At 69.7% G+C, this 14304-nt stretch carries 10 protein-coding genes; 3 read left to right on the top strand and 7 right to left on the bottom strand.

The window, feature by feature from the left end:
• Positions 1–41 precede the first annotated feature (41 nt).
• The 6 genes from CBF90_RS03790 to lepA form a co-directional block, all read right to left on the bottom strand.
• The gene (locus CBF90_RS03790; RefSeq protein WP_064956571.1) at positions 42–770 is read right to left on the bottom strand and encodes a 16S rRNA (uracil(1498)-N(3))-methyltransferase; all 729 of its coding nucleotides are present in this window, start codon (positions 768–770) and stop codon (positions 42–44) included.
• A 4-nt stretch (positions 771–774) separates the two neighbouring features.
• On the bottom strand, positions 775–1896 hold the full coding sequence (gene dnaJ / locus CBF90_RS03785; RefSeq protein WP_064956572.1) for a molecular chaperone DnaJ: 1122 nt from the start codon (positions 1894–1896) through the stop codon (positions 775–777).
• 40 nt (positions 1897–1936) lie between these two features.
• Positions 1937–2974, bottom strand: coding sequence for a heat-inducible transcriptional repressor HrcA (gene hrcA, locus CBF90_RS03780; RefSeq protein ID WP_088379954.1), 1038 nt, complete (start codon positions 2972–2974; stop codon positions 1937–1939).
• An 80-nt stretch (positions 2975–3054) separates the two neighbouring features.
• Entirely contained in the window at positions 3055–4272 is a 1218-nt protein-coding gene (hemW, locus tag CBF90_RS03775; RefSeq protein ID WP_023950744.1) for a radical SAM family heme chaperone HemW, read from the bottom strand.
• A complete protein-coding gene (locus CBF90_RS03770) occupies positions 4272–4931 on the bottom strand; it encodes a DUF1990 family protein (RefSeq protein ID WP_023950746.1) in 660 nt (219 codons plus the stop codon). Before CBF90_RS03770 ends, hemW begins: the two co-directional genes overlap by 1 nt.
• Before the next feature lie 26 nt (positions 4932–4957).
• Positions 4958–6808, bottom strand: coding sequence for a translation elongation factor 4 (gene lepA / locus CBF90_RS03765; protein ID WP_023950748.1), 1851 nt, complete (start codon positions 6806–6808; stop codon positions 4958–4960).
• A gap of 270 nt (positions 6809–7078) precedes the next feature.
• On the opposite strand from lepA, the gene CBF90_RS03760 reads away from it, so the two are divergent.
• The 3 genes from CBF90_RS03760 (at position 7079) to rpsT (ending at position 13185) form a co-directional block, all read left to right on the top strand.
• Positions 7079–11953: an ExeM/NucH family extracellular endonuclease gene (locus tag CBF90_RS03760; RefSeq protein WP_242435578.1), complete on the top strand. Its 4875-nt coding sequence runs from the start codon at positions 7079–7081 to the stop codon at positions 11951–11953.
• Between the two features lie 117 nt (positions 11954–12070).
• Positions 12071–12808, top strand: a complete 738-nt coding sequence (locus CBF90_RS03755; RefSeq protein WP_023950752.1) for an alpha/beta fold hydrolase — start codon at positions 12071–12073, stop codon at positions 12806–12808.
• Between the two features lie 116 nt (positions 12809–12924).
• Positions 12925–13185, top strand: a complete 261-nt coding sequence (gene rpsT, locus CBF90_RS03750) for a 30S ribosomal protein S20 (protein ID WP_023950754.1) — start codon at positions 12925–12927, stop codon at positions 13183–13185.
• 61 nt (positions 13186–13246) lie between these two features.
• Here the strand turns inward: rpsT and holA are convergent, their stop codons facing one another.
• Positions 13247–14287 (bottom strand): DNA polymerase III subunit delta, encoded by a 1041-nt coding sequence (holA, locus tag CBF90_RS03745; RefSeq protein WP_088379953.1) that lies wholly within the window; start codon positions 14285–14287, stop codon positions 13247–13249.
• Positions 14288–14304: the final 17 nt, after the last annotated feature.

Here is a 14304-nt window from a genome sequence, read left to right as displayed (position 1 = left end):
GTCTATCGACGGGGCCCGGCGACGGGACGGACGGCTCGGCGTCACCAGCGCCCGAGGGCGACGTTGACGACGCCGAGCGCGGCGGGACCGGCCGTGGAGGTCCGCAGGACCGTGTCGCCCAAGCGCACCGTGAGTGCACCGGCGGCGACGAGCGCGTCGAGCTCATCGGCTGCGATCCCACCCTCCGGACCGACGACGAGAGACACGTCGCCGTCGCTCAGCTCGACATCGCTCAGTCGCCGCGTCGCCGTCGGCTCGAGCACCAGCACCCGCTCGGAACCGCACCGCGCCGCGATGTCGGAGGTCGACACGGGGGCTGCGACGACGGGCAGCCAGGCGCGATGCGCCTGCTTCGCCGCCTCGCGCGCGATGGTCGCCCATCGCTGCACACCGCGCTCGACCTTCGGCCCGTTCCACCGCGAGACGCTTCGACCAGCCTGCCAGGGGATGATCGCATCGATACCCAGCTCGGTGCAGGCCTGCACCGCGAGCTCGTCGCGATCGCCCTTCGCGAGCGCCTGGATCAGCGTCACACGCCGTGCGGGCGCGGGGTGCTCGACGCGAGAGATCACGTCGATGCGCACCAGCTTGGGGTCGGCCGCCGTGACGCTTCCCTCCAGCCAGGCTCCCGCGCCGTCGCCGACGGTCACCGCCTCACCGACCCGCACGCGTCGCACGCCCGCCGCGTGGTGTGCTTCGGCGCCGGTGAGCTCGACGGACTCGCCCGGCCGTGCGATGAGCGGCGGGTCGACGAGGAAGTGCAGAGCCATGGGCTCAGCTGTTCCGGAAGCGATCGCGGAGCTTGGCGAAGAGACCCTGGTGGAACTCGGCGAGCTGCGGAGCCGGAGACTTCGTACGCTTCTTCAGCTCCTCGATGAGCGCCCGTTCCTTCGCGTCGAGGCGCGTCGGGGTGACGACGTGGACGCCGACACGCAGGTCTCCGCGCGTCGAGCCGCGAAGCGGGGTGATCCCGCGACCCTTGATGGTGAGGACATCGCCGGACTGGACGCCCGGACGCAGCTCGAGATCGACGGGACCGTCGAGCGAATCGATCGTCGTCGTGGCGCCCAGGACGGCGTCGGGCATCGACACCTCGAGCGTGGCGAGCAGGTCGTCGCCCTCGCGGCTGAACACGTCGTGCGGAGCGACCGTGACCTCGAGGTAGAGGTCGCCGTTGGGGCCGCCGGCCGGGCCGACCTCGCCGGATCCGGGAAGCTGCAGGCGCAGTCCCGTCTCGACGCCGGCGGGGATGTCGAGGGAGACGGTCCGGCGAGCCCGGACGCGTCCCTGCCCCTGGCAGGTCGTGCACGGGTACGGGATCGTCGTGCCGTAGCCCTGGCAGACGTTGCAGGGCTGCGACGTCACGACGTTGCCCAGGAGGCTGCGCACGGTGCGCTGCACGTTGCCCGCGCCGTGGCAGACGTCGCAGGTCACCGGCTGCGTTCCGGGCTGACAGCACGAGCCCTGGCACGTGTCGCAGAGCACCGCGGTGTCGACCTCGATGTCGCGATGCACGCCGAACACGACGTCGCCCAGCTCGAGCGTGACCCGGACGAGGGCGTCCTGCCCGCGTTCGCGTCGGGAGCGCGGGCGCCCGGCACGACCACCGCCTCCGGCGCCGCCGCCGAAGAAGGTCTCGAAGATGTCGCTGAATCCGCCGAAGCCCGCGGCTCCGCCGAAGCCCCCGGCGGAGTCGCCGCCCATGTCGTAGCGCTGACGCTGTTCGGGGTCGCTGAGGACGTCGTAAGCGTGTGTGACGAGCTTGAACCGCTCGGACGCATCCTCGCCCGGGTTCACGTCGGGGTGCAGTTCTCGTGCCAGGCGTCGGTACGCCTTCTTGATCTCGTCGGGCGACGCGTCGCGCGCGACGCCCAGGACCTCGTAGTGGTCAGCCACGGATCGCCTTTCCGCCCCGAGGGGCGTGGGTGGGTGGGGGTCAGCGGGACTTCTCGTCTTCGTCGAGGAGCCGGCTGAGGTAATGCGCGACGGCGCGGACCGTCGCGAGGTTCGTCGGGTAGTCCATACGGGTGGGGCCCATGAGCCCGACCCGGGCGCGCGAGCCCGGGACGTCGTAGTCGCTCGTGACGACCGACGCCTCGGACAGCCCGTACGGCTCGTTCTCGCGGCCGATACGGGCTGCGACGCCACGGTCGTCGGCGACCATCTCGCCCATGAGCCTGAGCAGAGTCACCTGCTCCTCGATGGCCTCGAGAAGCGGGTAGATGCTTCCGCGGAAGTCGGCCTCGCGGCGGGCGAGGGTGGCCGTTCCAGCCATCACGAGCCGGTCCTGGCGGAACGTCTCGAGCTCTTCGACGAGGATCCGAGCGATCTCCCGCACCGCGTCGCCGATCGGATCGCCGACCGAGTCACCCTCCGCGAGCGCCGAGACGGCGGTGACCGCATCGCGAACGGCCGCGCCGGTGACGGCCGCGCGCAGCGTCGCCTTGGCCACGGCGAACTGCCCTTCATCGAGCACGGTCCGCAGGACTCCCACGCGCTGCGAGACGCGGCCGGTATCGGTCACGACGATGACGACGAGACGTCCGCCGCCGAGGTCGACCAGCTCGAGGTGCGACACCTGGGCGCGGGCGAACGACGGATACTGCACCATCGCGACCTGGCCGGTCAGCTGAGTGAGAGCGCGCACCGTGCGGACGAGAAGGTCGTCGAGGTCGGTCGGGCCGTCGAGGAAGGTCGTGATCGCCGCGCGCTGGGCCGCGCTCAGAGGACGCAGCCCCGCCAGGTGATCGACGAAGACGCGGTATCCCTTGTCGGTCGGGACGCGTCCGGATGACGTGTGGGGCGCTGCGATGAGCTCCTCGTCCTCGAGGAGCGCCATGTCGTTGCGGATCGTCGCGGCCGAGACGCCGAAGGCGTGGCGTTCGACGATCGACTTGCTTCCCACGGGCTCGCGGGTGTCGACATAGTCCTGCACGATCGCCCGCAGCACCTGCAGTCCGCGCTCTGAGACCATGTCCGTCACCTCCTGTTTGGCACTCGATGTCTGCGAGTGCCAATTCTACCGCGTGGGCGACGCAGGGCGTCTCCTCGCGATCACTCCGTGAGCGCGCGCACGACCGCATCGGCCATGAGGCGTCCGCGCCGGGTGAGGACGACGCGACCGCGTACGGCTGCGGCGCCTTCGATGAGACCGTCGGCGATGAGGGAGGCCACGGACGGGCGTGCGTCGGCGTCCAGATCGTCGATCGCGAGTCCGTCGACGATCCGCGAACGCAGGAGCACGGACTCCAGACGACGGGCATCGGCATCGGGGCGCTCGCGTCCGGCCGCGGGTGAATCGCCTGCTGCAAGACGCTGGGCGTATGCGGCCGGGTGCTTGACGTTCCACCATCGCAGGCCCGCGAGGTGGCTGTGGGCGCCCGGTCCGTATCCCCACCAGTCGGTTCCCCGCCAGTAGGCGAGATTGTGGCGCGAGCGCTGGTCGGCCGACCGGGCCCAGTTCGAGACCTCGTACCAGGAGAAGCCGGCGACGGCGAGTCGGTCATCGGCCAGTTCGTACATGTCGGCCTGCAGGTCGTCGTCGGGCGCGGCCACCTCGCCGCGGCGGATCTGCCGCTCGAGACGGGTGCCCTCCTCGATGATCAGCGCGTAGGCGGACACATGGTCGGGCTCGAGCGCTACCGCGGTGTCGACCGAGCGCCGCCAGTCGTCGAGGCTCTCCCCCGGCGCACCGTAGATCAGGTCGACCGAGACGTCGAGTCCGGCTCCCCGCGCGGCGGCGACGGCGGTGGACACGTTCGCGGGGTCATGCGTGCGATCGAGCGCGGCCAGCACGTGCGGTACGGCGGACTGCATGCCGATCGACAGGCGCGTCACACCGGCCGCGGCCAACTCGTCGGCGACCCGCGCGCTCATCGTGTCCGGGTTGGCCTCGACGGTGACCTCCGCCCCGGCGGCGATGCCGAAGGTGTCACGTACTCCCCGCAGCATCCGCGCGAGGTCGCCGGCGGGAAGCAGCGTGGGGGTGCCGCCGCCGAAGAACACCGTCTGCGCCGGACGGCGGGGGCCGCGCTCGTCGATCACGGACGCCGACAGCGCGATCTCGCGCAGCACCTCGTCGGCGTACGCGTCCTGCCGCGCGCCCCGCAGCTCGGTGGCCGTGTAGGTGTTGAAGTCGCAGTATCCGCACCGGACCCGGCAGAAGGGGACGTGCAGGTAGACCCCGAAGGGCACGTCGGGGTCGATGACGAGGTCGTCCGGCAGGGTGCCGCCGGCCGGCACCGGATCACCGATCGGCAGTGCCGCCCCCATCAGGCGCCGGGCGTCGCGTACAGCGGCGAGATCGCGCGGAGATATCCCTGGAAAAGCAGCCGGCGCCGACGGCGGACGAGCCCCTTCAGCATGCGGTAGGCCAAGGCGGTCGGGCGGTCGAACGCACGCACGACGAACCAGACCTCGTCGTTGTCGCGCCACTCCAGGAGGAACGACTCCTCGCCGCTGACGACGGAACCGCCGACGGTTCCGAGGGCGAACGCCACCCGGCGCGGCTCTTCGTCGACGAAGATCACGCGCAGTTCGGCGTCCGCGCTCTGGCCCGCGACCCGGCCGTGGACCTGGAGCGTGGTTCCGGCTCCGACGTACGGGGTGCCGTCCGCGGCGAAGCGCTGCTCGTGCTCCATGCTGCTGGGAGCGACGGCGTTGCCCTGATCGTCGAATGCGACGCCGGTGTACATCGGTCCCGAGGCGGGCCGCACGTCGGCCACACGCAGACCCGCCCCGCGGAGCGCGGCCCACGACATGAGAAGGTCGGCGGCGGTGTCGAAGCGTGCCTGCCCGCTGCCGATCCGCCAGGCGTCTTCGGCCGGGATGCTGTGCTCCGGCGGATACGCCATGAGGTCGTGGGCTCGCGTGGCACCGACCGCCGCGTAGTCGACGGTCTCGTCTCGGAAGGTCCCGCGTCGCTGATGCATGGGTCTCCTCGTTGCTCCCGGAAGGGCTACTTCTTGTCCTTGCCCTCGACGTCACCCGACAGAGCGGCGATGAAGGCCTCCTGCGGAACCTCGACGCGACCGACCATCTTCATGCGCTTCTTGCCCTCTTTCTGCTTCTCGAGGAGCTTGCGCTTACGCGTGATGTCACCGCCGTAGCACTTGGCGAGGACGTCCTTGCGGATCGCCCGGATGTTCTCGCGGGCGATGATCCGCGCGCCGATGGCGGCCTGGATCGGCACTTCGAACTGCTGGCGCGGGATGAGTTTGCGCAGGCGCTCGGTCATCATCGTGCCGTAGGCGTAGGCCTTCTCGCGGTGCACGATCGAGCTGAACGCATCGACCTTCTCGCCCTGGAGGAGGATGTCGACCTTCACCAGGTCGGCGGTCTGCGATCCGGCGGGCTCGTAGTCGAGGCTCGCGTAGCCCTGCGTGCGCGACTTGAGGTGGTCGAAGAAGTCGAAGACGATCTCGCCCAGCGGCATGTTGTAGCGCAGCTCGACGCGGTCCTCGCTCAGGTAGTCCATGCCGAGGAGCGTGCCGCGACGCGACTGGCAGAGCTCCATGACCGTGCCCACGTAGTCCTTCGGGGCGAGGATGCCGACCTTCACGACCGGCTCGGACACCTCGGCGACGCGGCCGTCGGGGTATTCGCTCGGGTTGGTCACCACGACGGTCTCACCCGTGTCGGTCGCGACCTCGTAGGTCACCGACGGTGCCGTCGTGATGAGGTCGAGACCGAACTCGCGCGACAGGCGCTCGGTGATGATCTCGAGGTGAAGCAGCCCGAGGAAGCCGCAGCGGAATCCGAAACCGAGCGCGACCGAGGTCTCCGGCTCGTACTGGAGCGACGCGTCCGACAGCTTGAGCTTGTCGAGGGCCTCGCGCAGGTCGCCGTAGTCGCTGCCGTCGATCGGGTAGATGCCCGAGAACACCATCGGCTTGGGGTCGGTGTATCCCGGCAGCGCCTCGGATGCCGGCTTCCGGTGGTTGGTGATGGTGTCGCCGACCTTGGACTGGCGGACGTCCTTCACACCGGTGATCAGGTAGCCGACCTCCCCGACGCCGAGCCCCTTCGTGGGGATCGGCTCGGGGCTCGACACGCCGATCTCGAGCAGCTCGTGCGTCGCGCGCGTGGACATCATCTGGATGCGCTCGCGCGGTTCGAGCTTGCCGTCGACCATGCGGACGTAGGTGACGACGCCGCGGTAGGCGTCGTAGACCGAGTCGAAGATCATCGCGCGCGCCGGCGCCTCGGGGTCGCCGACGGGTGCGGGGATGCGGTCGACGATGCGATCCAACAGATCCTCGACGCCCATCCCGGTCTTGCCGCTGACGCGGAGCACGTCTTCGGGGTCGCCGCCGATCAGGTTCGCGAGCTCGGCCGCGTACTTCTCGGGGTCTGCCGCCGGCAGATCGATCTTGTTGAGGACGGGGATGATCTGCAGGTCGTTCTCGAGGGCGAGATAGAGGTTGGCGAGGGTCTGCGCCTCGATGCCCTGTGCGGCGTCGACGAGCAGGATGGCTCCTTCGCACGCGGCGAGAGAGCGGCTGACCTCGTAAGTGAAGTCGACGTGCCCGGGCGTGTCGATCATGTTCAGCGCGAACGTACCGGAGTCTTTCGACCACGGCATCCGCACCGCCTGGCTCTTGATCGTGATGCCGCGCTCGCGCTCGATGTCCATACGGTCGAGGTACTGGGCGCGCATGTCGCGGTCGGCGACGACGCCGGTGATCTGCAGCATCCGGTCGGCCAGCGTCGACTTGCCGTGGTCGATGTGGGCGATGATGCAGAAGTTGCGGATGAGCTCGGGCGGCGTTGCGGCAGGCGCGAGCGGCTGGAGTGCGCGCGGAGACATGTCCCGGGAAGTCTACCCGGGGCGGCGCGAGGACACTGCCGTCGACCCTCGCGCGCGGGAGAATACGAGGTCGAAGCTCGGACACGCCAGCATTCGGTCCGGTGATAAACAATTAACCATTCCGCTACTTGCCGAACACATCGGTGACGTCGAATGCTCATTGCGGCGGCCGGTGGTTGCGCGATATCCCCCGCGCCCGGTCCGCCCCGGGAGAGCACCGTGATCACAGCAGCCCCTGTCGCGCCCGCGCGACGACCCTGGCACAGATGGGTGGCCTCCAGCGCCGCCCTCGCGATCGTGACGGGAGGTGTGGGGTGGGCAGCGATGCCCGCGAGTGCCGCGGTCAGCGCCGGCGCGCCCGTCGTGATCAACGAGGTCTACGGCGGTGGTGGCAACAACGGCGCACCGCTGAACCGCGACTTCATCGAACTGCGCAACACCTCGGATGCCGCCGTCTCGCTCGACGGCTGGAGCGTCCAGTACGCGTCGAGCACGGGCTCCAACTGGCAGGTGACCACTCTGGCGGGAGCCACCATCGAGCCCGGCGGGCACCTGCTGATCGGCCAGGCCGTCGGAGGCGACGCGGGGCTGCCGGGCTTCACGGCCGACATCGAGGGATCCATCCCGATGAGCGGCACGCAGGGCAAGGTCGCGCTCGTGAACTCGACAGCCGCGCTCAGCGGCGGATCGGGCCTCGCGCAGAACGACACGGTCGTCGACTACGTCGGGTGGGGCAACGCCACTGATTTCGCCGGTTCCGGCGCGGCACCGGCGACGACCAACGCGACGAGCATCGCCCGTGACGACGTCGCCGGAAACACCGCCGACAACCGGACCGACTTCGCTGCCGGAGCGCCGACGCCCCAGGGCAAGGCCGGCACGACCCCCGAGCAGCCTGGGGAGCCCGCCGTGGTCTCGATCGGCGAGATCCAGGGCCCTGGCGACACCACCCCGCTCGCGGGCGCCACCGTGACGACTGAGGGTGTCGTCACCGCCCACTACGCCACGGGGGGCTACAACGGCTACGTCATTCAAACCGCCGGCAGCGGCGGAGCCTACGACCCGGAGCGTGCCTCCTCCGACGCCGTCTTCGTATACACGCGCACGGCCCAGGTGGCTGACGAGGTCGCACTCGGCGACAACGTGCGGGTCACGGGTGTGGCGGGCGAGTTCAACGGGCTCACGCAACTCGCTGTCTCTCCCGGCTCCGCGGAGCGGCTCGATACGGAGGCCGTGGCTCCCGTGCCGGTGACTCTCGCGGAATGGCCGCGTGCCGTCGCTGCGCGCGAGGCGCTCGAGTCGATGCTCGTCGAGGTCGACGAGCCGTTCACCATCAGCAACACCTACACCACCGGCCAGTACGGCGAGGTGGGTCTGGCGACCGGCGGCTCGCCGCTGCGCCAGCCGACGGATGCCGCCCGCCCGGGATCGGCCGAGGCCGCGGCGGTCGCGGCCGACAACCTCGCGCGTGGAGTCGTGCTCGACGACGGTGGCTCCATCAATTTCGCGGAGCGCAACCGCGACACCGGCCGACTGCTGAACGGCGACCTGATCCCCGCGTACCTGTCGCTCGATGAGCCGCCCGTGGTGGGTGGCAGCGCGACCCTGAGCGGCGCATATGTCCTGGATTACCGCAACAACACCTGGAAGCTCAACCCGACGCAGTTCCGCGTCGGCGACGCCACGGGCGCAGGCGACCAGGTCCTGTTCTCCATCGATCGCCCTGCTGCTCCGGCAGCGGTCGGCGGCGATCTCAGCGTGGCATCGTTCAACGTTCTGAACTACTTCACGACGCTGGGGGTCGACGACAGCGACTGCGCCGCCTACACGGATCGCACCGGTGAGGGCGTGAACGTGCAGGGCGGCTGCGATCAGCGCGGAGCATGGGACGCCGATGACCTCGAGCGTCAGCAGGCGAAGATCGTCGCCGCGATCAACGCCCTGGACGCCTCTGTGGTGGGTCTGATGGAGATCGAGGACTCCGCCGCGCTCGGCGAGACCGCCGATGAAGCGACGGCTTCGCTGGTCGCGGCGTTGAACGCGGCGTCGGAGCCGGGCAAATGGGCCTATGTTCCCTCGTCGACCGAGCTGCCCGCGGCATCCCTCCGGGACGTCATCACCAACGCGATCATCTACCAGCCTGCGCTCGTCGAGCGCGTCGGCGATGCTCGCGCTCTGGGCACGCTATCGGCCGACGGACAGGCCTTCGGAAACGCTCGCGAGCCGATCGCACAGACCTTCGTTCCGGTGAACGGCGGCGAGGCTTTCCTTTTCGTCGTCAACCACTTCAAGTCGAAGGGATCGGCTGGGCCGTGGCCGGGTGATGAGGAGGACCCGAACGGTCAGGGCCGGTCGAACGAGTCGCGAGTGCGCCAGGCGACGGCGCTGGCCGAGTGGGTGCCGAGCATCCAGGGTGACACTGACGCCGTGTTCCTCGTCGGTGACTTCAATTCCTACACCTACGAAGACCCCATCGAGGTGCTGCGCGGCGCCGGCTATGAGTCGGCCGAAGTTGCCCTCGGCATCGAGAAGTCGAGTTACTCGTTCTCGGGGCTCGCCGGCTCGCTCGATCACATCCTGATGAACGGTGCCGCGCGCGAGCGCGCGACCGGCGGCGACATCTGGAACATCAACTCCGGTGAGCCGCTCTCGTTCGAGTACAGCCGCTACAACAACCATGGCGCCCTGTTCTACGACGACGGCCCCTACCGCTCTTCCGATCACGATCCGGTGAAGGTCGGGCTCTCGGCGGAGGCGTCGGCTCCGGCCGAGCCGATCGATCTGACGCTGCTCGGGATCAACGACTTCCACGGCCGCATCACCGGCGTCACGCCGGCCAAGCCTGCCGAGGGCAAGGTGGAGGCCCAGCCCGAGGTTCCGGGGACCGTCGGGTTCGCCGGAACCATCGAAGAGCTGCGCGCGGCCGCTCCCGACGCTGTCCTGCTGTCGGCCGGCGACAACATCGGGGCGTCGCTCCCGGCGTCGTCACTCGCTCAGGACGAGCCGACAATCGATGTGCTCAACGCCCTCGATCTGCGGGCGAGCGCGGTGGGCAACCACGAGTTCGATCGCGGCTTCGCCGATCTGCGCGACCGCGTCATCCCGCGCGCCGACTTCTCGCACCTCGGGGCGAACGTCTACGCCGCCGGCACGACCGACCCGCAGTTCGACGAGTATGAGCTCGTCGAGTCGCAGGGCCTCACGATCGGCGTCATCGGCGTCGTGACGGAGGAGACCGCGTCGCTGGTGAGCGGCACGGGCATCGCCGGTCTCGACTTCGGCGACCCTGTCGAAGCGGTCAACCGCGTCGCAGCCGACCTCATCGACGGCTCCGGCGACCAGGCCGACGTCATCGTCGCGCTCTATCACGAGGGCGCGGCCGACAGCGCCTCGGACGCCAGCCTCGATGAGGCCGTCGCCGACAGTGCGGTGTTCGCCCGCATCGTCAACGAGACCTCCCCCGAGGTGGACGCGATCTACACCGGTCACACGCACAAGCTCTACGCGTGGTCGGCGCCGATCCCGGGAACGGACCGGACTCGTCCGATCGTCCAGACCGGCTCGTACGGCGAGTTCGTCGGCAAGGTCGTCCTTTCTGTCGATCCCACGAGCGGCGAGGTCCTCTCGCACACGCAGGAGAACGTCGGACAGACCGAGACCCCCGCCGCCGACCTGATCGCGACGTACCCGCGCGTGGCCGAGGTCGACGAGATCGTCCGGCAGGCGCTCGCGGACTTCGCTGAGATCGGCAACACGCCGGTCGCGACGATCTCCGCCGACATCACCAGCGCGTACTCGGGCGGGTCGTACGCCGACGGCGCCTACGCCGGCGGCAAGCGCGACGATCGAGCGTCGGAGTCCTCGCTCGGAAACCTCGTCGCGGAGTCGATCCGATCGAACCTCGCCAACCTGCCGAACGGCGCGCAGATCGGCGTGACCAACTCGGGCGGTCTCCGGGCCGACCTGTTCGACACGCAGGCCGAATTCGGCGCCAACGCGGTCGCGGGCGTGTCGGACGGCACGATCACCTGGGGGCAGGCGTACGCCGTGCTGCCGTTCAACAACACGATGGCCCTCGTGACCCTGACGGGAGCCGACTTCGTGCGCGTTCTCGAGCAGCAGTGGCAGCGCGACAAGGACGGCAACGTGCCGTCGCGTCCCTACCTGCAGCTGGGCCTGTCCGACAACGTGACCTACACGTTCGACGACACCCGCCCGGAGGGCAGCCGGATCACCTCGGTCACGGTCGACGGGCAGCCGCTCGACCTCGACGCCGAGTACCGCATCGGCACGCTCTCGTTCCTCGCGTCCGGCTCGGGAGACAACTTCCGCGCCTTCGCCGCGGGCACCGACTACGTCGACACCGGGTTCCTCGACCACGAGGCCTGGATCGAGTACCTCGGCGCGAAGCAGCCCGTCGCGCCCTCGTTCACGAAGCACGCCGTGCGTGTCCAGGGCGTCCCCGAGACCGCGGCCGCGGGCTCGACACTCGAGCTGACCGTGTCGAACCTCGACATGACGAGCCTCGGTGCACCCCAGAACGGCGCGGTGGATGTGTCTCTCGGCGGCGAGGTCATCGCGACCGCACCGGTCGCGGGAGGAAGCGCGGTCGTGTCGGTGCCGCTTCCGGCCGACCTCCCGGACGGCGTCGCCGAGCTCGTCCTGACGACGGATGCCACGGAGACGACGGTCATGATCCCGGTCCGGATCGGCGAGCCGGGCACCGAGCCGGGTACCGACCCGGGCGCGGCGGCGTGGGCACAGGTCGAGCTCTCCACGACCCGGGTGGAGCAGGGCGGGTTCATCGATGTGCGGGTCTCGGGCCTCGAGCCCGGCCAGCGGATCGGCGCGACCCTGTTCAGCGAGCCGATCGAGGTACGCGGCATCCCGGCCGCCGACAGCTCCGGTGTGACGTCCTTCCGGGTGTCCATTCCCGGGGACTTCGCGGTGGGAGCGCACACGCTGCGGATCTCCACGGCCGGCGAGGAGCCGCTGGAGTTCGCGATCACCGTCGTGCGCTCCGGGCAGCTCGCGGTGACCGGCGCGGAGACGCCGCTGGGCGTTCTGCTCGCAGGAGCGATGCTCCTCGTCGCGGGCGGCGTCACCGCGGTGACACGGCGACGGGGTGCCGCCTCGGAGCGATGAGCTCGCACGCACGCTGATACGACGTGAGGGCGGCCGGGCTCACCGGTCGCCCTCACTCGTTCATGTGCGCGCCGAGCTGCTCCAGCGGCGCACGAGTCGGGTCCGTAGGGTGGGAGCATGACCGCGCAGGTGGTGCTCGTGCACGGGATCCGGACCTCGGCCACGATGTGGCGCGCTCAGGTGGCCCATCTTCAGGATCGCGGCATCCCCGTCACCGCGCTCGACCTGCCCGGCCACGGCACGCGCATGGCCGAGACCTTCACCCTCGACGGCGCGTTCGCGACGATCGACGATGCGGTTCGGGATGCCGCCGAGCGCGGCCCCGTCCTGCTGGTGGGCCACTCGATGGGTGGGCTGCTGAGCACCGCTTACGTCGGCCGTGAGGAACGTCCCCCGGTGTCCGCGTTCATCGCCGCATCCTGCACCGCGATCCCCCGTGGATTCGGCCTCGCGGTATATCGAGCGCTCGCCCTCGGGTTCGATCGCTTGCCCGGCCGCGGCCAGCGGATCACCGACTGGGTTCTCGACCGCACGCTTCCCGTCGAGACCCGGCCGGACTTCGGCGCCGGCGGATACGCATACGACGCTCAGGACGTCGCGCTGGCGAGCCTGTCGGTGCTCGACCTGCTCGCGGCGATCCGACGAATCGATGTGCCGACCTGGTTCGTCAACGGCCAGTACGACCAGTTGCGCGTCAATGAACGGCTGTTCGCGAAGCTGGCGCCCGAGGCGGAGTTGATCGTCGTCCCTCGCACCAGTCACCTCGTCACGGCCATGCGACCGCGCGTGTTCAACGCGGTCATCGATCTCGCCCTCGCGACCCTCGCGAATACCGGCTCTCGCGACGCGACCTGATAGACTCTCAAGTCGGCTTGCCGTGTGGGTTCCTCCCTCACACGACCGCCGTGCGGCATCCCTCTACTGTCGCCCGGCACATCCACCGAAAACTCCGAACGAAAGATACGTCGAACGTGGCGAACATCAAGTCGCAGATCAAGCGCAACAAGACCAACGAGAAGGCGCGCGAGCGCAACAAGGCCGTCAAGAGCGCGCTGAAGACCGAGGTGCGTCGCACCCGCGAGGCCATCGCCGCCGGCGACAAGGCTGCTGCCGAGAAGGCGCTGGCCAAGGCTTCGAAGAAGCTCGACAAGGCCGTGAGCAAGGGCGTCATCCACGAGAACCAGGCTGCGAACCGCAAGTCGGCTATCGCGAAGCAGGTCGCCGCTCTCTGAGCCGTCGCTGTTGAAGGCCCGTCCCCGTGTGGGGCGGGCCTTTCGCTTTGCCGCTGAGCGGTCAGGACCCGTAGGGTGACCGCGTCGCGATGACGGTGACGAGCCGCTCGACCGCGAAGACGGGGTCGCGCGAGGCACCCTTGACCTCGGCATCCGCGCGGGCGGCCGCCTGGATCGCGGTCGCGAGGGCCGACTCGGTCCATCCGACGAGGTCGCGCTTGGCTCGGTCAACCTGCCAGTCCTTCATGCCGAGCCGGGCAGCGAGCGCGGCAGACGGCTCGCGCGTGCCGACGACGCGCGCCATGGTGCGCAGCTTCGAGGCGATCGCGGCGACGAGCGGCACGGGATCGGCCCCACTGGCCAGAGCGTGCCGCAGCGTGATGAGCGCCTCGCCGTAGCGACCGGCGATCGCGGTATCCGCGACGGCGAAGGCTGTTGTCTCGACCCGGCCCCCGTAGTACCTCTCGACGACCTGGTCGCCGATGTCACCGGGCACGTCCGAGATGAGCTGCTGACAGGCGGCCGCGAGCTCGGTCAGGTCGTCGGCGAAAGCGGAGACGAGGCTCCGGAGCGCCGACGGAGCGATCCGCTTGCCCGCAGCCTTGAACTCCCCCGCCGCGAAGTCGAAACGGTCGGAGTCGCGCTTGATCGCGGGAACTGAGATCTCGACCCCGCCCCCGATGCCCGAACGGATGGCCTCGAGCAGCTTCTTGCCCCGGACACTCGCACCCGTGTGCCGCAGGACGATCGTGGCGCCCTCCTGCGGATTCTCGAGATACGCGAGCGCCTCCGTGAGGAAGGCATCGGAGCACTTCTCGACGCCCGCCACTCGCACGAGCCGAGGTTCGCCGAAGAGCGAGGGTGACGCCACCCCGAGAAGGGCGCCTGCGGCGTAGTCGTCGGCGCGGATGTCGGAGACCTCGAGGCTCGGGTCCTCGGCCTTCAGATAGTCGCGGAGTCCGGCGATGGCGCGCTCCGCGCACACCTCTTCGGGGCCTGCCACGAGCACGATCGGCGCCGGTTCCGGCGCGCGCCACGACAGCTGCCGGATGGCCGATTTCGCGGCACCGCGGGCGGCAGGACGTCGGGGACTCGGCGGCATGCTCCCAGCCTAATCGG

This window comes from Microbacterium sp. AISO3 (assembly GCF_002204305.1).
Classification (GTDB): domain Bacteria; phylum Actinomycetota; class Actinomycetes; order Actinomycetales; family Microbacteriaceae; genus Microbacterium; species Microbacterium arborescens.
The sequence above is the reverse complement of the archived record's forward strand: the minus strand, read 5'-3'. Positions and strand labels throughout refer to the sequence as shown.

What these genes read in the sequence shown, in the direction of transcription:
- CBF90_RS03790 (WP_064956571.1), bottom strand. Translation starts at nt 770, where the DNA reads ATGGCTCTGCACTTCCTCGTCGACCCGCCGCTCATCGCACGGCCGGGC.
- hrcA (WP_088379954.1), bottom strand. Translation starts at nt 2,974, where the DNA reads ATGGTCTCAGAGCGCGGACTGCAGGTGCTGCGGGCGATCGTGCAGGAC.
- hemW (WP_023950744.1), bottom strand. Translation starts at nt 4,272, where the DNA reads ATGGGGGCGGCACTGCCGATCGGTGATCCGGTGCCGGCCGGCGGCACC.
- CBF90_RS03770 (WP_023950746.1), bottom strand. Translation starts at nt 4,931, where the DNA reads ATGCATCAGCGACGCGGGACCTTCCGAGACGAGACCGTCGACTACGCG.
- lepA (WP_023950748.1), bottom strand. Translation starts at nt 6,808, where the DNA reads ATGTCTCCGCGCGCACTCCAGCCGCTCGCGCCTGCCGCAACGCCGCCC.
- CBF90_RS03755 (WP_023950752.1), top strand. Translation starts at nt 12,071, where the DNA reads ATGACCGCGCAGGTGGTGCTCGTGCACGGGATCCGGACCTCGGCCACG.
- holA (WP_088379953.1), bottom strand. Translation starts at nt 14,287, where the DNA reads ATGCCGCCGAGTCCCCGACGTCCTGCCGCCCGCGGTGCCGCGAAATCG.